Below are 19,736 nucleotides of genomic sequence, written 5' to 3' on the forward strand. Positions count from 1 at the left end.
CTGCCCTTCACGCACTCCGTGAGAGGCTCGTGTAAGCTGCCGGACATATGAACGTCATCGGCAAGGTCACGGTGCTGCCGCAGCTCCCGCCCGAAATTGCGCGGCTGTCCGAACTCGCGTACAACCTGTACTGGTCCTGGACCCCGCACGCGCAGCGGCTCTACCAGGACCTGTCGCCGGAACTTTGGGAGCGCTTCCAGCACAACCCGGTGCGGCTGCTGCTGGAAGTGGACCAAGAGCGCCTGAACGCCGCCGCGCAGGACCCTGCCTACCTGGAACGCTACGCGCAGGTGATGGCCGATTTCGACGCCTACATGGGCAAAAAAGACACCTGGGCGGTCAGCAACGCCGCGCAGATGAAGCCGGTGGCCTACTTCAGCATGGAGTACGCCTTCCACGAGTCGCTGCCCATCTATTCGGGCGGCCTCGGCGTGCTGGCGGGCGACCACTGCAAGAGCGCGTCGGACCTCGACATTCCGTTTACCGCCGTGGGGATGCTGTTTCACCAGGGCTACTTCCGGCAACTGTTCGACAAGGACGGCTGGCAGAACGAGGCGTACGACGAACTCGACCTGACCACCCTACCGATTCACCCCGCTGTCAACGCGGCAGGCGAGGAAGTGCGGGTCTCGGTCAGGATTGCCGGGCGCGAGATTGCCGTGAAGGTCTGGACACTGCAAGTCGGGCGCATCCGGGTGCTGCTGCTCGACACCAAGCTGCCGGAAAACAGCGAAGAAGACCAGAAGCTGACGGCCCGGCTCTACGGCGGCAATCAGGAACTCCGCGTTCAGCAGTACGTCCTGCTGGGCGTGGCAGGCATCCGGGCACTGCGGGCGCTGGACGTGCCGGCGGAGGTGTACCACATGAACGAGGGGCACGCCGCCCTGATGAGCCTGGAGCGGATGCGCGAGTACGTGGCGGGCGGGCTGGACTTCCGCACCGCTCATGAAACCGCCGCGAGCAGCACGCTGTTTACCACCCACACCCCCGTCGCGGCGGGCAACGACGCCTTCGCCTACGACCTGATGGACAAGTACATCGGCGAGTGGCCGGGCCTGCTACACGCCGGACGCGACGAACTGTACGGGCTGGCTCGGCACGACCAGCAGTGGGACGGTCACATGGTCCCGGCCTTTTCCATGACTGTGTTCGCGCTGAACATGAGCCGGGCGGCCAACGGCGTGTCCGAACTGCACGGCGAAGTCAGCCGGGGCATGTGGAACTTCCTGTACCCCGGCGCCGAGGAGCGTGAAGTGCCCATCGGTCACGTCACCAACGGGGCGCACAACCTGACCTTCACCAGCCAGCGGATGCGCGACCTGCTGTCCACCGTGCTCCCCGCCGACTGGACCGAGCGCCTGGAAGACGAAGCGATGTGGCAGGCCGTGGAGAAGCTCAGCGACGAGCAACTGAGCGACGTGCAGCGCGAGATGAAGCGCGAGATGATTGCCTTTATCCGGGGCCGGGTGCGCGAACAGCTTCAGCGCAACGGGGCGAGCGCCGCCGACGTGGCGGACGTGGGCAGCTTGCTCGACGAGAACACCCTCACCATCGGCTTTGCCCGCCGCTTTGCGACCTACAAGCGGGCCACGCTGCTGCTGCGCGACAAAAAGCGCCTCGCGGCCATCGTCAACAACCCCGAGCGCCCGGTGCAGTTCGTGTTCGCGGGCAAAGCGCACCCCGCCGACAACCCCGGCAAGGCGTTCATTCAGGAGATTTACCGCGTCAGTCAGGAGCCGGAGTTCAAGGGCAAAATCGTGATTCTGGAAAACTACGACATGCACGTGGCCCGTCACCTCGTGCAGGGCGTGGACATCTGGCTGAACAACCCCCGGCGCCCGCTGGAGGCTTCGGGCACCTCGGGCATGAAGGCCAGTTTCAACGGCTCGCCCAACTTCAGCGTGCTGGACGGCTGGTGGCGCGAAGGCTACGACGGCACCAACGGCTGGCCCATCGGCGAGGAGCGCGAATACGCCGACCTGAACGTGCAGGACGACGCCGACGCCTTCGACCTGTACCAGCGCCTTGAACACGACATCGCCCCGCGCTACTACGGCAAGAAGACCGGCGACGAAAGCTGGGCGCACACCGTCCGCGACGCCATCGAAACGGTCAGCCCGCGCTTTTCCATGCAGCGGCAGGTCATCGACTACGTGCGGCAGTACTACATTCCCCTGTCGCTTCGCGGCGCGAGGCTCAGCGAAAACGGCAGCACCCGCGCCCGCGAAATCGCCGGGTGGAAGGCGTGGGTCCGGCAGCAGTGGCCGCACACCAGCATCACCGCGCAGGCCCACCTGCCCGCCACCGCCCGGCCCGGCGAGAAGGTCACGGTGTCGGCACAGGTCGACCCCGCCGGGATTCGCCCCGAGGAACTGCGCGTGGAAGCGGTCCTCAAGCGCGGCGACGAGGTGCGGCGTTTCCCGCTGACCCACGGCGAGGGGCAGAGCTACAGCGCCGAAATCTTGCTGGACGACAGCGGCCTGTACTCGGTGGGCGTGCGGATGCTGCCGCTGATCGAGGGCCTGAGCAACGACCTCGAAGCGGGACTGATCAAGTGGGCGTGAGCCAATTCCGTTGCAATGAAGCTATCAACTACCCATGACTAATACGGATTCCGATTGAATCTGAAACTACCAGATTCAATCCGACTTGCAAAGCTGCGCAGCAGAGCGGATGCGAGTAGGAAAAAATACGGATTCTGCGATATGGATGTACAGGCGGCGCCTTCCCAACTGTACAGGCCCGACTGTGCAGGAATGAAGCGGAATCCGTATAAAGTCACGGGTTTGTAACTACACTCCACCGCAGTCCGGCATACCTTTGCAGGCGTTCCGTTTTGGCTTCAGCGTGCGTTACATCAGGGGTGGTAGATAAGCAGATCCCCAAACTCTTTTTCAAAGCCGTACCTTGCAGACAACCGCGCCAAAGATGAGCTTTTTGGTCAACAAAATAGTGTACCTTTTGGGTCAATGACTGCTTCTCTCCCCTCCTCGCGCCGGGAAAAGGGCGCCGCACCTTCGCGCTGGCAGGTGCTGGGCTGGCAACTGCTGGGCTTGGCGCTGATTCTGGCCGTGTGGTGGCTGCTGACCGACAAATTGCAGCTCTATCCGCCCTACGTGTTTCCCGGCCCCAGTGCCGTGTGGACCGAGATTTCCTACGGGCTGTGGGGCACCGGGCCGCAGGACGGCAAGCTGCTCGCGGCCATCGGCGGCAGCCTGCGCCGGGTGCTGACGGGGTACGTGGCGGCGGTGGTGCTCGGCGGCGTGGTCGGCCTGCTGATGGGCGCGTGGTGGCCGCTGCGGGCCACGCTGGGCGCGTACCTGACGGGGCTGCAAAGCGTGCCGAGCATCGCCTTCGTGCCCTTCGCCATCCTGTTTTTCGGGCTGAACGAGCGGGCGGTGCTGGCCGTGGTGATTCTGGAAGGCTTCATTCCGGTGGCGCTGGCGGTGTCGGGGGCGCTGCTCAACGTGCCGCCCACGCTGCGGACGGCGGGGCGCACCCTGGGCGCGAGCGGGCTGGGGCTGCTGCTGCGGGTGTCGCTGCCCGCCGCACTGCCCAACGTGCTCAGCGGGCTGCGCACCGCCTGGAGTTTCGCGTGGCGGGCGCTGGTGGGCGGCGAACTGCTGATTGCCGGAGCCAAGAGTCTGGGCGAACAACTCGAAGTCGGGCGCAACACCGCGAACGTGGCGCTGGTGCTGTCCACCATCCTGATTATCGGCATCATCGGGGGCGTGTTCGACGCGCTGCTGCGGCTGGTCGAGGGCCGGGTGCGGCGCAACTACGGGCTGGAGGTCGGTGCATGACGGCCCACGGCGCACTGGGACAGAGCCTCGACCTGAGCGGCGTGACCTACCGCTACGGGCGCGGCGGGGCGGGCGTGGGGCCGCTGAACCTGCACGTCGAACCCGGCGAGTTTCTGTGCATCGTGGGGCCGTCGGGGAGCGGCAAAAGCACGCTGCTGTCGCTGCTCTCGGGCTTCCTGCGGCCCCAGACGGGCGAGATTCGGCTCGGCGGCGAGGTCGTGCGCGGCCCGCACCCCGCGCTGACGCTGGTGCAGCAGGAAGCGGCCCTGTTTCCCTGGCTGACGGTGGGCGGGAATGTCGCGTTCGGACTGAAGGGGCTGAACGCCGGGGAGAAGGCGGCGCGGGTGACGGACGCCCTGCGGCTGGTGGGCCTGGGCGGGTACGAGTCTCGCCGCCCGCATGAACTCTCGGGCGGCCAGCGCCAGCGCGTGAGCATCGCCCGCGCCCTGGCCGTGCGTCCGGGACTGCTGCTGCTGGACGAACCGTTCAGTGCGCTCGACCACGCCACCCGCACCGCGCTGGCCGACGAACTGCTCGGCATCTGGTGGCAGCAGAAGGTGACGGTGGTGTTCGTGACGCACCAGCTCGACGAGGCGCTGCACCTGGGTCAGCGGGTGGTCGCGCTGCGCGGCGGCGAGGTCGCGCTGGACGCCCCCAGCAAGGGCCTGAGCGTGGGCGAACTGAAGCGGGTGCTGGCAGGCTGAGGGCCATCAACTTTGCCCTCTCCGGCGGCCATAGTCCAACCATTCCAGCAGAGGTTGCAGGAGGTTGGCTATGAACAGAGTGTCCGTCATGTTGGGCCTGACCCTGTTGCCGCTGAGCCAGGCGGCCCAGGCCCGTCCCCTGAGCGAGCTGCTGAAATCGGGCAAAATCGTCATCGCCACCGACCCGCCCTACAAGCCTTTTTTCTACGAGGAAGGGGGCAAGCTCACCGGCTTCGAGGTCGAACTGGGCGAAGAACTTGCCCGCCGCCTCGGCGTCAAGGTGGAGTGGAAGTACAACAAATTCGACACGTTGCTCATCGGCCTGGGCCAGAACCGCTACGACATGGTCATCGCCTCGCACGGCATCACCCCCGAGCGCCTGCGGGCCGTCGATTTTTCCGCGCCGGACTACTGCTCGGGCGGCACCATTCTGACCACGACGAACGGCCCGGCCACGGCGGCGGCCCTGAAGGGCAAGGCCATCGGCGTGGCGGTCGGCACCACCTACAGCAAGATTGCCAGCGGGGTTCAGGGCGCTCAGGTCAAGACGTTTCCGTCCACCACTGCGGCGCTGCAAGCCCTCACCGCCCGGAAAGTCGACGCCATTCTGGTCGACCAGTTTTTCGCCTATGATACGGCTTCCGATTGAATCTGGTCGTTTCAGATTCAATCCGACTTGCAAAGCTGCGCAGCAGAGCGGATGCGAGTAGGAAAAATACGGATTCTGCGATATGGATGCACAGGCGGCGCCTTCCCAACTGTATAGGCCCGACTGTGCAGGAATGAAGCGGAATCCGTATGAGATGAAAGGCAGCGCCCACGGCAAGACGCTGAAGGTCGGCCAGCGCCTGACCACCGAGCGGGTCGGCTTCGCCATTCAGAAGGGCAACGCCTCGCTGACAGGGGCGGTCAATGCCCAGATGAAGAAGATGACGGAGGACGGCACCTATCTCAAGCTGTCGCAGAAGTACTTCGGGCGCGACGTTCGCTGCAAGTAAGGGACCAGGAGCCGGGAGAGTCGGGGGCGGCACGTGACCGCTGCCCGGTGTCCCGGCTCGCCGTATACTTTTCCCTCGTGACCACCGAACCCGCCCACGCCCTGTCCCCCCTCGGGGTGTTGCCCCCCGCCGGGCCAACCTGCGTGCACCTGCCGCTGAACGTCACGCCGCAGGAACTCGCCCGCTACGCGGTGGGGCTGGCGAACGCGCGCGGCGGCACGGTCATGGTGGGGGTGGACGTGGTGGGCGACCCCCACGCCGAGCGCGACGCGGGCGAACTGCACCCGCTGATGATTACCCACGCCATCTTCGAGCTGTCGGGCGGGCGGCTCACGGTCAATGTGCAGCATCAGCGGGTGCCGGGCGGGGCGCGGGTGCTGACGGTGTTCGTGCCGCAAGCGCCGTATGTGCTGGCCGCCCCCGACGGCGCGGTGATGGCCTGGGACGGAGCGCACCTCGTCCCCGTGCTGCCGGGCGAAGGCGAGCCGGTGGCCGACCAGGACTACACCGCCGTCGTGCCGCCCGACGCTTCGCTGGCCGACCTCGACCCCGCCGAGGTGGGCAGGTTGCGGCTGCTGGGACGGCGCATCGAGGCCGCCCACCTGCCCGACCTCGACTTTTTGCAGGAACTCGGCCTGCTCGTGCCCAGCGGCGGGGCGCTGCGGCCCACGCTGGCGGCGATTTTGCTGGCGGGCACGGGCGCGGCGCTGCGGGCGCATCTGCCCCAGGCCGAAGTCTGCTATTTCCACCACGCCACCAACGACGTGGAGTTTCAGTTCCGCGAGGACCTGCGCCGCCCGATTCCCGCGCTGCTGCTGCGGCTGTCCGAACTGATTCAGGCCCGCAACCGCTTTACACCCGTGCAGGTGGGCCTGTTCCGGGTGGAGGTCTGGGACCACGACGAATCGGTGTACCGCGAGGCGCTGCTCAACGCCCTCTCGCACCGCGACTACACCCTGCGCGACGTGGTGCATGTCCACCACTACCCCGACCGACTGGAAATCATGAACCCCGGCGGGCTGCCCGGCGGCATCACGCCCGGCAACATCCTGCGCCACCAGCCCAAGCGCCGCAATCCGCTGCTGGCGGGGGTTCTGGCGCGGCTGGGGCTGGTCGAGCAGGCGGGTGTGGGCGTGGACAAGATGTTCAGCCTGATGCTGCGTCACGGCAAGGAGCCGCCCGAATACGACAACTACCCCGACGCGGTGACGCTGACGCTGCACGGGTCGGCCTTCGACTCGGATTTCGTGCGCTTTGTCGCCAAAAAGCAGGAAGAACTGCCGCAACTCTCGCTCGACATGCTGATTGTGCTGAGTGTGCTTTCGCGTGAGGGCGAGGCCCCCCGCGCCCAGCTCGCCCGCGCCCTGCAACTGCCCGAGGACCGCACGCCGAGGCTGCTGCGCCAGATGGAAGACCTCGGGCTGATCGTGCGGGCCGGGGTCGGGCGCGGCATCGCCTACCACCTCGCGCCGGACGTGGCCCAGTCCCTCGGTCAGGAGCGGCAACGCGGCCTGAGCGTGTCCCCCGGCCTGCCCGAACCCGTGGGGCGCCCGACGTTGCTGGCCCCGGCTGCCGCTGCTCCGTCGCCTGTGCCCGCTGGCCCCGCTGCGCCGCGCCGCGCTCCTGATCCGGCTCCGGCCAATCCTGCCGGACCGTCTGCGGGCGAAACCCGCGCCATCGCCCTGACGCTGGCCCGCGAACGGGGCCGGGTCCGCAACGCCGACCTGCGCGAAGTCTGCGGCCTGACCAACCAGCAGGCGTGGCGGGTGCTGCGCGGGCTGGTGAACGCCGGGATGCTGCGGCGACTCGGCAGCGGCACGCGGGACGCCTACTACGAGTTGGGCGAGGGCGCGGGGCTGCGGGTGGAGGGGTAAGGGCAAAGGGCAGAGCGTGGAGGGCCGAGGGCTTGGAGGCCCTTACACCCCCAGCGCCGCGTTCAGTTCGTCGCGCAGGCCCTTCGCCGCCTCCCGCGCCGCGCCCACGTCCAGCCCCTGCGCGTACTGCACCGCCCGGCTCGCGCTCGCCAGTGCCCCGGTGCCGCCAGAATGGAAGGCCCCCGCCAGGTCGCCCGCTTTCGCGCCCTGCGCCCCCAGCCCCGGCAGCAGCAGCAGCGCACGCGGCATCAGGTTGCGGAAGGTGGCGAGGTCGGCGGGATGGGTGGCCCCGACCACCGCGCCCACGCTGGCGTACTGGCCCGGCTCCAGGCTTTCCTCGGCCCCCAGCCGGGCCAACTCGACGGCCACACGCTCGCTGACACCCTGGCCCTGCACGTCCTGCTGGTCGGGGTTGGAGGTCTTGACCAGCACGAAAATCGCGCCGCCGTTTTCCCGCGCGGCCTGCACGAAGGGCGTCAGCGTCTGGAAGCCCAGAAACGGGTTCACGGTCAGGGCGTCGCCCGCGTGTGGGCCGCTCAGCCAGCCCGCAGCGTAGGCGGCGGCGGTGGTGCCGATGTCGCCGCGCTTGCCGTCGAGCAGCACCGGCAGGCCCAGCGTGCGGGCGGCGGCGCAGACCTCTTCCAGCAGCGTAAAACCGGGCAGCCCCAGCGCCTCGAAAAAGGCGAGTTGCGGCTTGACACAGGCGGCGTAGGGCGCACTCGCTTCCAGCACGTCCAGCGTGTGCTGCCGGAGCGCGGCCACGTCCCGGTACTCACCCAGCCGGGGGTCGAGGCCCACGCACAGGCGGGTGTTCAGCGAAAGGGTGCGCTCGGTGACGGCCTGGGCAAAGCGGGGGGAAGTCATCGTCTGCCAGTGTAAGGGGCGGCTGTGAGGGGGGAGCGGGGCCGGTAGACTGCCGGGCATGACCTTTTCTGTCGTGGGGCGCGACCCCCGGACCGGCGACCTGGGCGTGGCGGTGGCGAGCAAGTTCCTGGCGGTGGGGGCGCTGGTGCCCTTCGTGCGCGGCGGCGTGGGCGCGGTGGCGACCCAGAGCTATGTCAACCCCAACTTCGGTCCCGACGGGCTGAACCTGCTGGCCCAGGGGCTTGACCCGCAGGCCATCGCCACGCGGTTTCGGGAAGGAGACACAGAGATAGAGCAGCGCCAGTTCGGTCTGGTGGGGGCAAACGGGCAAAGTGCGACGTTCACCGGCACGGACTGTCACCGCTGGGCGGGCGGCTGGGCCGGGCCGGACGTGGCGATTCAGGGCAACGTCCTCGCCGGGCCGGAGGTAGTGCAAGCGATGCGGGCGGCCTGGGAAGCGGGCAGCGAGCGGCCCCTGCCCCACCGCCTGCTCGCCACGCTGCGGGCGGGAGAGGACGCGGGCGGTGACCGGCGCGGGCGGCAGTCGGCGGCGCTGGTGTGCGCGGGACCGGGGCGCGGCTACGGCGGCCTGACCGACGACTGGGTGAACCTGCGGGCCGACGACCACCCCGACCCCTGCGGCGAACTGGCGCGGCTGCTGGACCTTCACGACCTGCTGTTCGGGCGCCCGCAGCAGACCCGCCCGCTGACCGGGGACGAACTGAAGTGGCTGCGCGGGCTGCTCATCCGGCAGGACTACGCCACGTCGCTGCCCGCCGGTCCCTGGGACCCCGACACCGAGGCGGCGGCCTGGGCGCTCTACGGCACCGAGAACCTGGAGGAGCGCTGGGCAGCGGGCGGCGCGGTGGACCCCGTGGCGCTGGCGTACCTGCAGAAGCGCTACCCCGAACCCTTTTGACCACCTGCCGAACAGTTCTGCCCGCACTCGCGGGGTAAACTCTGTGTCATGCGCCTGTCGGCCACCGATGTCTACGCCTTTCAGGCTCTGGGATTCCTGGGCACACAGAACCCGGAGCACTGGGTGTCGAGCGAAGAAATCAGCGAGAACACGGGCGTTCACCGTCCTTACCTCGTCCGTATTCTGGCGGCGCTGTCCACCAAGGGCATCGTCAAGAGCAAAAAAGGCATCGGCGGCGGCTACGCGCTGGCCCGTAAACCCACCCTGATTTCGCTGTGCGAGGTGGTGCGGGCGGTGGACGGCCCGGTGGCCCCGCTGTCGTGTATCAGCCTCAACTGGCACGAGCCGTGCGTGGAGGAGGGACGCTGCCATGCCCGCGCCACCGTCTACACCCGGATGCGCGACGCCATGCTCGGCGTGCTGCAGGAATTCAGCGTCGAGGACCTCGTGACCGACGCGCGGCAGGGCGTGAGCTACGGCCACTGCCTCGGGCACCTGCTCAAGCCCAACGCCTGATACGGATTCCGATTGAATCTGGTAGTTTCAGATTCAATCCGAGCGGATGCGAGTAGGAAAAAATACGGGTTCCGCGATATGGATGCACAGGCGGCGCTTTCCCGACTGTGCAGGAATTAAGCGGAACCCGTATGAGGAACACCATGACCAAATTTGTCAAAGTCGAGGGCGAGAGTGTCTGGATCAACGTCAGCCGCATCGACGGCGTGATGGTGCGCCCCCAGCTGCAACGGGTCGGGGAAAGCGAAAAAGACCCGCTGGAAGAACGCCACGAACTCACCGGGGCCTACGAAGTCGCCGTGTTTTTTCAGGACAAAATTGCGCCCGTACGCTCTTTTCCCAGCCGCGCCGAGGCCGAAGCCTTCATACAGTCGCTGCTGGGTGACCTGGAAGCCTGATCCGGGTTCCGTAGAAAAGCCGCAAAAAAGAGCAGAGGGTCGAAGGTCTTTTCCCTTCCCCCTCTGCCCTCCCCCATCAACTTCTTCAGTTCAGCTTGGTGATCCGGGCCGCGTCGTCGGGCGTGACCGTCCCGGCCTTCAGGTACTCCTGCAAGGCGTCGAGGTCCACCGCCCCGCCGAGGCGCTCGGTGCCCTTGGCAAAGACGGTGAAGCCGTCGCCGCCGTCTGCCAGGAAGTTGTTCATGGTCACGCGGTAGGTGGCGGCGGGGTCGAGGGCTACGCCGCCCAGCTTGAGGTCGCTGACCTTCTCACCCTTGGGCTTGGCGGCGTCCCAGGTGTAGGTCAGGCCCCGGCTGACTTGCAGGATGCGGTTCTGGCCGGGCGCGGGGTTGTCGAACTGCTGCTCCAGGGCTTCCTTGACCTGGGCGCCGGTCAGAGACACCACCATCATCACGTTGCCAAAAGGTTGCACCGTGAACACGTCGCCGTAGGTCACGCCCTTGCTCGCGTTGGGCACGTTCACGGGCAGGTCGGCGCGGATGCCGCCGGGGTTCATGAAGGCGATGACGGCTCCGCCCTTGTCGGGGCTGCTCGCGGCGGCGAGTTGCGCGTCGGCAATCACGCGGCCCAGCGGACTTTCACCAGCGGCATTCGCGGTGCGGGTGATCTGCTCGGCCCCCAGCGTGGCGACCTGACGCTTGGCGAGGGGGTCGGTCATTTCCTGCGCCCGCTTCACGAGTGCGGTCATGGCGGCGTTCTTGGGGCCAGTCGCGGCGTTCACCACGACGTTGCTCGCCTTGACCGCCAGCAGCTTGTGGGCGCGGGTGTCCACCTGCAGGTCGAGGCGTTGCAGCAGGTGGCCGTAGGCGTCGCCCTGAATCACCGGGCGCGGGGCGCCGTCCGGCCCGGCCACCGTGCAGTTGTAGCCCCGGTGGGTGTGCCCGGTCATGATGGCCCCCACTGCCGGGTCGAGGGTCTGGGCAATCTTGACGATGTCGCCGCTGAGCGTCTTGCAGTCCACCACGTCGAAGGCGTCCTTGGCCGTGCCGCCCTGGTGAACGAGCGCGATGATGGCGTCGGGTTTCTGCGCCTTGATGGCGGGAATCACGGCGTTGATGGAAGCCGCTTCTTCCTCGAACTTCAGGCCCGCCACACCGGAAGGCGAAACGACGGTGGGGGTCGCCTGCAGCACCGCGCCCACGAAGGCGATGCGGGCCTTGCCGCTCTGCACGATTTTGTAGGCGGGCAGCACGTTCTGACCCGCGCTGTTTTTGACGTTGGCGGCGAGGTAGGTAAAGCCCGCACCCGCAAAGGTCTTGTCGAACACACAGGCTTTCTCGGGGGCGTTGGAGTTACAGCCCCCCTTCTGGAAGCGGGCGAGTTCCTGCACGCCATAGTCGAATTCGTGGTTGCCGACCACGTTGACCGCCATCCCCAGGTCGCTGAGCGCCTTGATGGTCGGCTCGTCGCGCAGCAGGGCACTGACCAGCGGGCTGGCCCCGGTCATGTCGCCCACGCCCACGAAAATGGTGTTGGGGTTGGCTTTGCGGGCTTCGTCCAGCACGCCGCCGATGGCCTCAATGCCGCCCGCCTGGACGGTGAGGGTCTTGCTGCGGTCGGCGGGGTCGGGAACGCGGAAAGAGGTGGGCAGCAGGTTGCCGTGCAGGTCGTTGACGCCAATCACGGTCACGTCTTGGGTGGCGGGGCCAGCGACCATCGAGCAACTGCTCAGGGTCAGGGCGGCACCAATCAGGAGAAGGTTGTTTTTCATGCGCCTCTCAGTTTAGGGGTGGCCTTATCAGGGCAGCGTCAGAAAGTGGTGATGGATGATGGGTGATGGAAGGGCGAGTTTCTCCCCCTTCCCGGAAGAAAAAGGACTTGACTTGTCTCTTTTTCAAGTACTGTCAGCTCTGCCCCAGCACCTCCCGCACCGCCGCCAGAAAGCCTGCCGCGTCGGGCGTCGTTCCCTGCGCGAGGTCGGGTTTGCCGCCGCCCTTGCCGCCCGTGACCGCCAGGGCCGAGCGCAGCAGCTCACCTGCTTTCACGTCGGGCCGTCCGCTGGCGACGCCGCAGCGCCCGCCCGGTTCGGCGGCGGCGACCACTTCACCTGCCGCCACCTGCGTCAGCACCGGCAGCAGCAGCGCGGGGTCGCTCAGGGTCAGCGTCTTGAGGGAGAGGTCACCCTGCACCGGGGCCGAGGCCAGCAGGTGCCGCGCCAGTTCGCGGCGCAGCGTTTCGGCGTCGGCGCGGGCGGCACTCAACTCGGCCCGCAGCGCGTCCACCCGTTCGGGAAGCTGCTCCACCGGGACGCTGAAGCTCTGCGCCAGGGCGCGGGCCTCGCGGTAGACGCCGCTGAGGTACTCGCTCGCCTCCTCGCCCGCCATGAACACCACGCGGGTCTGACCGCCGCGCACCCGCTCGGAACGCAGCACGACCACCGGGGCGCACATGGCGGCGCGGGGAACGTGGGTGCCGCCGCACGCACTCACGTCGAAATATTCGCCCACCGGGTCGCGGAAGATAACCAGCCGCACCTGCCCGCCCACCTTGCTTTCACGGCGCAGCGGATAATTTGCCAGTTCGTCTTCGGGGACAATCGGCGTTTCCAGCGTCAGGTCGTCTCTGCCCAGCGTCCCGCGCAGCAACGTTTCGGCGGCCTGGATGTGGACTTCGGCAGGGTCGCCCAGAAAATCGATGTGGCATTCGGGGCCGGTTATGCTCACCGAGGCGACCTCGAACACCGGATTCACGCGCCGGAACGCCTGCGCCAGCAGATGCTCGGCGCTGTGGCGCTGGGTGTGCCGCCAGCGGGGGGCGGCTTCGACTTCGCCGGTCACTTCCGCGCCCAGTGGCGGCAAGTCCCCCGACAGACGGTGCCAAATCGTGCCTGTTGCCTTGTCCTTGCGGGCGTGCGTGACCCGCGCCGCGCCGCCTGCCCAGCTCAGGGCACCCACGTCGCTGCTCTGGCCGCCGCTTTCGGGGTAAAAGGCCGTGGCGGCCAGGGCGACTTCCTGCCCCTGCACGTCGGTCACGGGGGCAGAAAACTGAAGGTGCAGGCCGTCTTCATGGTACAGGGCGCGGGTCATGTGGGCGAGGATAGGTCACGCCGCCCCGTTATCCTGAAAGGCGATGTACCAGACTGTTCGCCCGCTGCTGTTCGGCATGGACGCCGAGGACGCCCACCACCTCACCCTGCGCGGGCTGGAACTCGCCTCGGGTCTGCCGCTGCTCCCCCGGCTGGCCCGCACGCTGACGGTGCCGGGCGGCGCGGCGCTGCGGCGCACGCTGTGGGGGCAGACCTTCGACTCGCCGGTGGGCCTCGCGGCGGGCCTGGACAAGAACGGTCAGGCCGTCCCCGCCTTCAGTGCCTTCGGCTTCGGCTTTGTCGAGGTCGGCACGGTCACGCCGCTCGCGCAAAGTGGCAACGAGCGGCCCCGCCTCTTTCGACTGCCCCCCGACGAAGCCCTGATTAACCGCATGGGCTTCAACAACGCCGGGGCACAGGCGCTGCATGACCGCCTCGCCGCGCTGGGGGAGCGGCCTGCGCCCGTGTGGGTCAACATCGGCAAGAACAAGGCCACCCCCAACGAGGACGCCGCCGAGGACTACCGCAAATGCGTGCGTGCCCTGCAGGACGTGGCCGACGCCTTCGTGGTCAACGTGAGCAGCCCCAACACGCCGGGCTTGCGGGCGCTTCAGGCGGCGGACGACCTCGCGCAGCTCGTGCGGGCCGTGCTGGAGGAGGTGGACGCGGGCCGGGTGCGTCGCCTGCGCCGCCCGCCCGTGCTGGTCAAACTGGCCCCCGACCTGCACCCCGCCGACTTCGAGGCGAGCGTGGGCGCGGTGCTGGACGCGGGCGCGGGTGGCCTCATCATTTCCAACACCACCCTTTCCCGTGACGGCCTGACCCACGCCAATCGCGAGCAGGCCGGGGGCCTGAGCGGACGCCCGCTGACGGCCCGCTCCACCGAACTGGTGCGGAGCGCCTACCGCCTGACGCGGGGCCGGGTGCCGATTGTCGGCGTGGGCGGCATCTTCAGCGCCGAGGACGCCTACGCCAAGCTGAGAGCCGGGGCCGACCTCGTGGAGGTCTACTCGGCCCTCATCTACCGGGGGCCAGGGCTGGTGCGCGACATCAACGCCGGGCTGGTCCGGTTGCTGGAACGCGACGGCGTGCGCAACGTGGCCGAGGTGGTGGGGCAGGGGTAATACCCTTCCCCCCTCCCCTCTTACAGAAAAGGGTCTGGGCGGAATGCTCCGGGTTGAAACCCGGAGATGGATAGCCCAGGCCCCCGAAGGGGGCGGTACTGATGCTTCTGTCCAGAGCTAAAGCCTTGCAGCGTGGTATGCTGAAACAGCAAAGGCCCAGCGGTGCTTCCAACACCCTGAGCCGTGGCAATCACCTTAAGGGAGGTGACGCAAATCCAAACTACCACGCATCTCAAGGCATTCCGCTATCGGCTTCGCCCTACCAAAGCGCAGGAAGCGACGTTGACCGAGCAGCTACAGCTCTGCCGCAGCCTGTACAACGCCGCTTTGCAGGAACGTCGGGACGCCTACAAGAAAGCCGGGAAGACGGTCACCGGGTACGACCAGATGAAGTCCCTGACCGAAATCAAGGCCGCGCTGCCGGAATACGCCGGGGTCTATTCGCAGGTGCTTCAGGATGTGCTCAAACGACTGGACAAAGCGTTCAAGGCGTTTTTCAGGCGCGTGAGGGCAGGGCAGACGCCCGGTTATCCCAGATTCAAGGGGGCAGGTTGGTACGATTCCATCTGCTACCCACAGTCTGGGTTCAGCGTGTCCGACAAGACGGCGTTCTTCTCCAAAATTGGGAACATTCGAATCCGGCTGCACCGCCCGCTAGAGGGCAAGCTGAAAACGGCAACCATCACGCGGGACTGCGGGGAATGGTACGTCAGCTACGTGTGCGAAGTGGAATCCCAGCCGCTTCCCGAAACGGGAAGCTCAGTGGGCGTGGACGTGGGAACGACATACTTCTGCATCACCTCCGATGGGGAGTTTGTGGAGAACCCGCGCTACTTCAACTCCAGCATGAAGGCGCTGCGGGTGGGGCAACGCTCCCTCAGCCGCAGAAAACGCGGTTCCAATCGCCGGAAGAAGGCCAAAGCTGCTGTCGCCAAGTTGCACCGCAAAGTGGCGCGGCAACGGCTGGACTTCCACCACAAGACGGCTGCCAAGCTCATCCGGGAGAACGACTTGGTGGCACACGAAGACCTGAACGTGTCGGGGATGGGCAAGGGCAACTTGGCCCGGTCAATCCACGATGTCGGTTGGGGTCAGTTCTTCTCTCTCCTGTCCCAGAAGGCTGCAAGCGCCGCTCGGACGGTTATCGCCGTAGACCCCCGCTACACCAGTCAGGCGTGCAGCAAATGCGGGCACACCTGCCGGGAGAGCCGGGTCAGTAGGTCGCGGTTTGTGTGTCAGAGTTGCGGTCATACGGCAAATGCCGACTGGAACGCCGCTCTGAACATTCTGGCAAGGGCCTTGCCATCAGTCCAGAACGTAGAAGTTATGCGTGGGCTGAGAAGCCCCGTCCTTCAGGACGGGGAGTAGGTCACCGTTCCCAGGGCCAGTCGCCCGGCGCCGCCGTGACTTCCAGCGCCCGGGGGCCGACGTGCACGCTCAGCACCGGGTTCACGCCCGCCCGGTCCGTCCAGACGATGGGGTGACGCTGCCGGAGCTGCTCCAGCGCGGCGTCGGCGTCCTCGGGGTGCGAGCCGTACATCAGGGCGACGCGCAGCGGGGTGCCTTCGCCGTAGCGCTTGGTGACCTGCTGCGTCATCGCCTCGATGCTGCCCTTGAAACTGCGGACGCGGGCGACATTGGCGTAGGTGCCGTCGGACTTGTCCACCGTGATGACGGGCTTGAGATTGAGCAGCCCGCCCATCGCCGCCGCCACCCGCCCGATGCGCCCGCCCTTACGCAGGTAGTCCAGCGTTTCGATGGTGAAGTAGAACTCGGTTTCGTCGCGGACCTGCCGCATCCAGGCCAGGGCGGTGTCCAGGCTCTCGCCCCGCTCGGCGGCGACGCGGGCGGCGTGGACCTGAAACGACTGCGCCCCGCTGATGGTCATGCTGTCGTGGATGGTGACCCGGCGCCCCGAGAGGTCACGCGCCTGCTCGGCGGCGTTGCGGCTGCCGCTCAGCCCCGAGCTGACGGTGATGGCGAGAATGTCGCCCTCGCCCGCCCGCGCAAAAGCGTCCACCCACTGCTGCGGCGAAGGCTGCGAACTGGTGGGATGCACCGGGTTGGTCCGCAATTCCTGATAAAGCCACTGCGACGTGATCTCGGTCATCGGGTAGGACTTTTCCCCGAAGTTGACCGAGAAAGGTGCCACCGGCACGTCGTTGTGCAGGCTGGGCAGCGGGTCCATGCCGCCATCGGTCACGACGGCGAACGGGCGGGGGTCAGTCGGGGTCATTTGATCTCCTGGCGGTTCATCTGCTCAATGAGTTTGAGGGCGGCGGTGTGGTCTTCATGGGGTCCCACCACGTGCGACGCGGCGCGGATAAGTCCCGCGACCTGGGCCAGCGTGGGGGCACTCGCTCCGGCGCTCTGCACCACGTCCAGCGCAATCCCGGCATCCTTGGCGAGCAGGCCGAGGGCAAAGGTCGCCGGAAACTCGCGGGTCAGCACCCGCTGGGGAATCAGGTGTTCCGAGGCGTTGGAGCGGCCACTGCTCGCGTTGATGACGCTCAGCGCCGCGCCGAGGTCCACGCCGCCGCGCCCGAGCGCCGCCAGCCCTTCCCCCGCCGCCCACAGATTGACGGCGAGCAGCACGTTGTTGATGGCCTTGACCGCGAAGCCTGCGCCGGTCTCACCCACCCGCACGACCTTGCCCGCAAAGGCGAGGTGCGGGCGCGCAGCCTCCACCTCGTCTGCCGGGCCGCCGAGCATCACCGTCAGGGTGCCGGCCTCGGCGCCGCCCGTGCCACCGCTGACCGGGGCGTCCAGAAACTTCACGCCCAGCGCGGCGAGCCGCTCACGCTGGCGCCGGGCCGCGTCGGGGTGTCCGCTGGTGCAGTCCACCCAGACGGTGCCGGGGCGCAGGTGCGGGGTCAACGCGGCGATGAGGTCGTCCACCTCGGCACTGGTGGGCAGGCAGGTGAACAGCAGGTCGGCGCGCGCGGCCTGCGCTAACGAAACGGCCTCGCTGCCGTAATGCTCGGCGTGTTTCTGCGCCCTGGCCTCGGTGCGGTTCCACACGAGGGCGCGGCCCCCGCTGGCTGCCGCCTGCCGCGCCAGATGGGCCGCCATCGGATAGCCCATCGCTCCCAGACCCAGAAACGCGGTGGTGGTGGCGCTCCCCGCGTGCGGGTCAGCAGCGGAAGCGGCGGAAAGAGTGCCCATCCTTTCAGGCTAGTGTCTGAACGGCAGCCGGAGTCAAAAACTGAACCCGGTCAAAGTTTTGGCCCTCTCCCCCGGTGTGTCCCCGCCTCAGCGCCGCAGTCGCCGCCGCAACCCGGCCATTTCCGGCATCTTCAGCAGCGTGGCGCCCAGCAGGTAGACGAGCAGCCCCGCGCCGCCCGCCACCGCCAGCCCCAGCAACCCCGGCACGAAAAAGCCGGGCGCCGGCAAAAAGCGCGATACGGCCCAGGCGACCAGCCCGGCCAGCATCGCCAGCGGCACCACGCGGCCCAGGTGTTCGCCCACCGCTTGCCAGGGAAACCCCAGCGAGCGCTGGTACATCAGCGCCAGGGCGAAAGCCATCAGCAGGCCGCTGATGGTGGTGCTCAGGCCGAACCCGAACAGCCCCAGCCCAGGCACCAGCAGCCGGTACAGCCCCACTTCCAGCACGAACCCGACGGCGCTGACGATGACCGCCTCGCGGGTGCGTTCGCGGGCGTAGAAGGTCCGCAGCAGAATGGTCACCACCGCCCAGGGAATCAGCGCCAGCGCCCACCCCGCCAGGATGCCCGCCCCGGCCTCGAAGCGGTTGGGGTCGAACGCCGTCTTGAGGTTGTAGATGCTGACGGCGTAGGGGGCGAGCACCAGCAGCAGGGCGCTGACCGGCGCGGCGAGAAAGGTACTCGTGCGAATGGTCTGTACCGTGAGCGAGCGGAACTCGGCCCAGTTGCCCTCGGCGGCGTGCTGCGAGAAGCGGGGAAACACGGCGAGCGCGGGCGACACCACGAACAGGCCGTTCGCCATCGTGAACAGGGCCTCGGCATTGCTGTAGCCGGTCTGGGTGCCGGGTTTGAACTGCGAGGCGTCGGTCAGCAGCCGCGTCACGTACAGGTTCAGGAACTGCCGCGCCCCGGCGGTGAGGGTAAAGGGAGCCATCTGCCGCAGCACCCGCCCCAGCGCGGGGTGTCCCCCCAGACGCGGCTCGGGCAGCAGGCCGAAGCGCCGCAGCGCCGGAAGCTGCACGAGCAGTTGTGCCACCCCGCCGATCAGCCAGCCGAACGCCAGCCAGGTCGCGTTGTCGGGCAGCAGCAGCAGCGCGGCGATGCTGGCGATGTTGAAGGCGACGGGCGCGAAGCTGCTTTCGCGGAAATGTTCGTCGGCGTTGAGCAGCCCCATCGCCACCGCCGAGAGGCTGATGAGGGTCAGAAACGGCATGACGAGCTGCGTCATGTAGATGGCGACCGCCCGGTCGATGTTGGCGTCTGCCGAGGTCAGCAGCCCCACCACCCAGGGCGCGGCGAAGATGCCCAGGGCCATCAGGATCAGATTGATGGCGATCAAGAGGCCGCTGAAGCTCTGCGCGAGTCGGCGGCGCTCGGCGGCGTCCAGCGTCTTGTACACCGGAATGAACGAGTTGACCAGGGCACCCTCGGCGAGCAGTTCGCGCATCAGGTTGGGCACCCTGATCGCCACGTTGAAGGCGTCGGTGAGCGTGGTGTCGAACAGGTTGATGACCTGCTGGCGCACGATGCCCGACAGCCGCGAGCCGAGCGTCCCGGCCATGACAATCAGGGTGTTGGCCCGCAGCGACCTTTTGGGAACGGGAGCAGGTGCGGGAGCGGGCGAGGCTGGACCCTGGGGCGGCGCATGGGGATCGGGGGCAGCGGGCGGCACAGTCACGCGGCTACTGTACTCTGCCCCCCGCCGGTCCGGGCGTCCTGCGGCTCCTTTTCGCCGTGTTGTCCAGCGTGCCCCGCCCCCGCGCGGCCTCGTTTGACAAGCCTGGGGGCCGCTGCTACACTTCCTCTCGCCTTGACGCAGGGCGAAAGACCGTTCACAGCGGGCTCTTAGCTCAACGGTCAGAGCAGTCGGCTCATAACCGATTGGTTGCCGGTTCAAATCCGGCAGGGCCCACCAACATCTGGTGAGAGACGGGCGGTTAGCTCAGTGGTAGAGCATTCGCTTCACACGCGAAGGGTCGTAGGTTCAAGTCCTATACCGCCCACCAGAAAAAGCCTCGGCAGTTGCCGGGGTTTTCTTTTTGCCATCCCCAACAGCCTGACCGCTTGAGATTCGACTCATACGGATTCCGCTTAATTCCTGCACAGTCGGGAAAGCGCCGCCTGTGCATCCATATCGCGGAATCCGTATTTTTTCCTACTCGCATCCGCTCGGATTGAATCTGAAACTACCAGATTCAATCGGAATCCGTATCAGGCGGTCAGACCTTTTGACGGTTCGACGGTCTGACCCTCCCGCCTTCAGCCGTCCATCAACTTGGGCAGCATC

17 protein-coding genes and 2 tRNA genes are annotated in these 19,736 nt (G+C 67.4%); 13 read left to right on the forward strand and 6 right to left on the reverse strand.

The window, feature by feature from the left end:
- Positions 1-47 precede the first annotated feature (47 nt).
- The 6 genes from G6R31_RS09085 (at position 48) to G6R31_RS09110 (ending at position 7,379) form a co-directional block, all read left to right on the forward strand.
- Entirely contained in the window at positions 48-2,564 is a 2,517-nt protein-coding gene (locus G6R31_RS09085; protein WP_017870445.1) for a glycosyltransferase family 1 protein, read from the forward strand.
- Positions 2,565-2,969: 405 nt separating this feature from the next.
- Positions 2,970-3,803, forward strand: a complete 834-nt coding sequence (locus G6R31_RS09090; RefSeq protein ID WP_025568107.1) for an ABC transporter permease — start codon at positions 2,970-2,972, stop codon at positions 3,801-3,803.
- Positions 3,800-4,507 carry an ABC transporter ATP-binding protein gene (locus tag G6R31_RS09095; protein WP_017870447.1) on the forward strand — a complete coding sequence of 236 codons (708 nt, stop codon included), beginning with the start codon at positions 3,800-3,802 and terminating at the stop codon, positions 4,505-4,507. Before G6R31_RS09090 ends, G6R31_RS09095 begins: the two co-directional genes overlap by 4 nt.
- Before the next feature lie 70 nt (positions 4,508-4,577).
- Complete coding sequence (locus G6R31_RS09100) at positions 4,578-5,156, forward strand: ABC transporter substrate-binding protein (protein WP_081608252.1); 579 nt, start codon at positions 4,578-4,580, stop codon at positions 5,154-5,156.
- 154 nt (positions 5,157-5,310) lie between these two features.
- Entirely contained in the window at positions 5,311-5,505 is a 195-nt protein-coding gene (locus G6R31_RS09105; RefSeq protein WP_029732772.1) for a transporter substrate-binding domain-containing protein, read from the forward strand.
- Positions 5,506-5,582: 77 nt separating this feature from the next.
- The gene (locus G6R31_RS09110; protein ID WP_025567418.1) at positions 5,583-7,379 is read left to right on the forward strand and encodes an AlbA family DNA-binding domain-containing protein; all 1,797 of its coding nucleotides are present in this window, start codon (positions 5,583-5,585) and stop codon (positions 7,377-7,379) included.
- Between the two features lie 42 nt (positions 7,380-7,421).
- Here the strand turns inward: G6R31_RS09110 and pyrF are convergent, their stop codons facing one another.
- A complete protein-coding gene (gene pyrF, locus G6R31_RS09115; RefSeq protein ID WP_017870449.1) occupies positions 7,422-8,243 on the reverse strand; it encodes an orotidine-5'-phosphate decarboxylase in 822 nt (273 codons plus the stop codon).
- A gap of 58 nt (positions 8,244-8,301) precedes the next feature.
- On the opposite strand from pyrF, the gene G6R31_RS09120 reads away from it, so the two are divergent.
- The 3 genes from G6R31_RS09120 to G6R31_RS09130 all read left to right on the forward strand — a co-directional run bounded on the left by G6R31_RS09120 (position 8,302) and on the right by G6R31_RS09130 (position 10,076).
- Entirely contained in the window at positions 8,302-9,162 is an 861-nt protein-coding gene (locus G6R31_RS09120) for a DUF1028 domain-containing protein (protein WP_017870450.1), read from the forward strand.
- A gap of 48 nt (positions 9,163-9,210) precedes the next feature.
- Entirely contained in the window at positions 9,211-9,678 is a 468-nt protein-coding gene (locus tag G6R31_RS09125) for an Rrf2 family transcriptional regulator (protein ID WP_017870451.1), read from the forward strand.
- A 143-nt stretch (positions 9,679-9,821) separates the two neighbouring features.
- Positions 9,822-10,076, forward strand: coding sequence for a hypothetical protein (locus tag G6R31_RS09130; RefSeq protein WP_017870452.1), 255 nt, complete (start codon positions 9,822-9,824; stop codon positions 10,074-10,076).
- 85 nt (positions 10,077-10,161) lie between these two features.
- Here the strand turns inward: G6R31_RS09130 and G6R31_RS09135 are convergent, their stop codons facing one another.
- Together G6R31_RS09135 and G6R31_RS09140 are read right to left on the reverse strand one after the other, a co-directional pair.
- On the reverse strand, positions 10,162-11,847 hold the full coding sequence (locus G6R31_RS09135; RefSeq protein WP_017870453.1) for a bifunctional metallophosphatase/5'-nucleotidase: 1,686 nt from the start codon (positions 11,845-11,847) through the stop codon (positions 10,162-10,164).
- Between the two features lie 133 nt (positions 11,848-11,980).
- The gene (locus G6R31_RS09140; protein ID WP_017870454.1) at positions 11,981-13,162 is read right to left on the reverse strand and encodes an alanyl-tRNA editing protein; all 1,182 of its coding nucleotides are present in this window, start codon (positions 13,160-13,162) and stop codon (positions 11,981-11,983) included.
- Between the two features lie 43 nt (positions 13,163-13,205).
- Here G6R31_RS09140 and G6R31_RS09145 point away from each other — a divergent pair, with 43 nt between their 5' ends.
- Entirely contained in the window at positions 13,206-14,285 is a 1,080-nt protein-coding gene (locus tag G6R31_RS09145) for a quinone-dependent dihydroorotate dehydrogenase (protein WP_017870455.1), read from the forward strand.
- A 183-nt stretch (positions 14,286-14,468) separates the two neighbouring features.
- Positions 14,469-15,653 (forward strand): RNA-guided endonuclease InsQ/TnpB family protein, encoded by a 1,185-nt coding sequence (locus tag G6R31_RS09150; protein WP_017870456.1) that lies wholly within the window; start codon positions 14,469-14,471, stop codon positions 15,651-15,653.
- A 1-nt stretch (position 15,654) separates the two neighbouring features.
- Here the strand turns inward: G6R31_RS09150 and G6R31_RS09155 are convergent, their stop codons facing one another.
- From G6R31_RS09155 to murJ, 3 genes are all read right to left on the reverse strand, one after another.
- Positions 15,655-16,521: a DegV family protein gene (locus G6R31_RS09155; RefSeq protein WP_017870457.1), complete on the reverse strand. Its 867-nt coding sequence runs from the start codon at positions 16,519-16,521 to the stop codon at positions 15,655-15,657.
- Positions 16,518-17,450, reverse strand: coding sequence for an NAD(P)-dependent oxidoreductase (locus G6R31_RS09160; protein ID WP_017870458.1), 933 nt, complete (start codon positions 17,448-17,450; stop codon positions 16,518-16,520). Before G6R31_RS09160 ends, G6R31_RS09155 begins: the two co-directional genes overlap by 4 nt.
- Positions 17,451-17,537: 87 nt before the next feature.
- Positions 17,538-19,127 (reverse strand): murein biosynthesis integral membrane protein MurJ, encoded by a 1,590-nt coding sequence (gene murJ / locus G6R31_RS09165; RefSeq protein ID WP_081608254.1) that lies wholly within the window; start codon positions 19,125-19,127, stop codon positions 17,538-17,540.
- 161 nt (positions 19,128-19,288) lie between these two features.
- Here murJ and G6R31_RS09170 point away from each other — a divergent pair.
- Together G6R31_RS09170 and G6R31_RS09175 are read left to right on the forward strand one after the other, a co-directional pair.
- Positions 19,289-19,364, forward strand: a tRNA-Ile gene (locus G6R31_RS09170).
- A 16-nt stretch (positions 19,365-19,380) separates the two neighbouring features.
- Positions 19,381-19,455, forward strand: a tRNA-Val gene (locus G6R31_RS09175).
- Positions 19,456-19,736 lie beyond the last annotated feature (281 nt).

This window comes from Deinococcus wulumuqiensis R12, assembly GCF_011067105.1.
Lineage (GTDB): Bacteria > Deinococcota > Deinococci > Deinococcales > Deinococcaceae > Deinococcus > Deinococcus wulumuqiensis.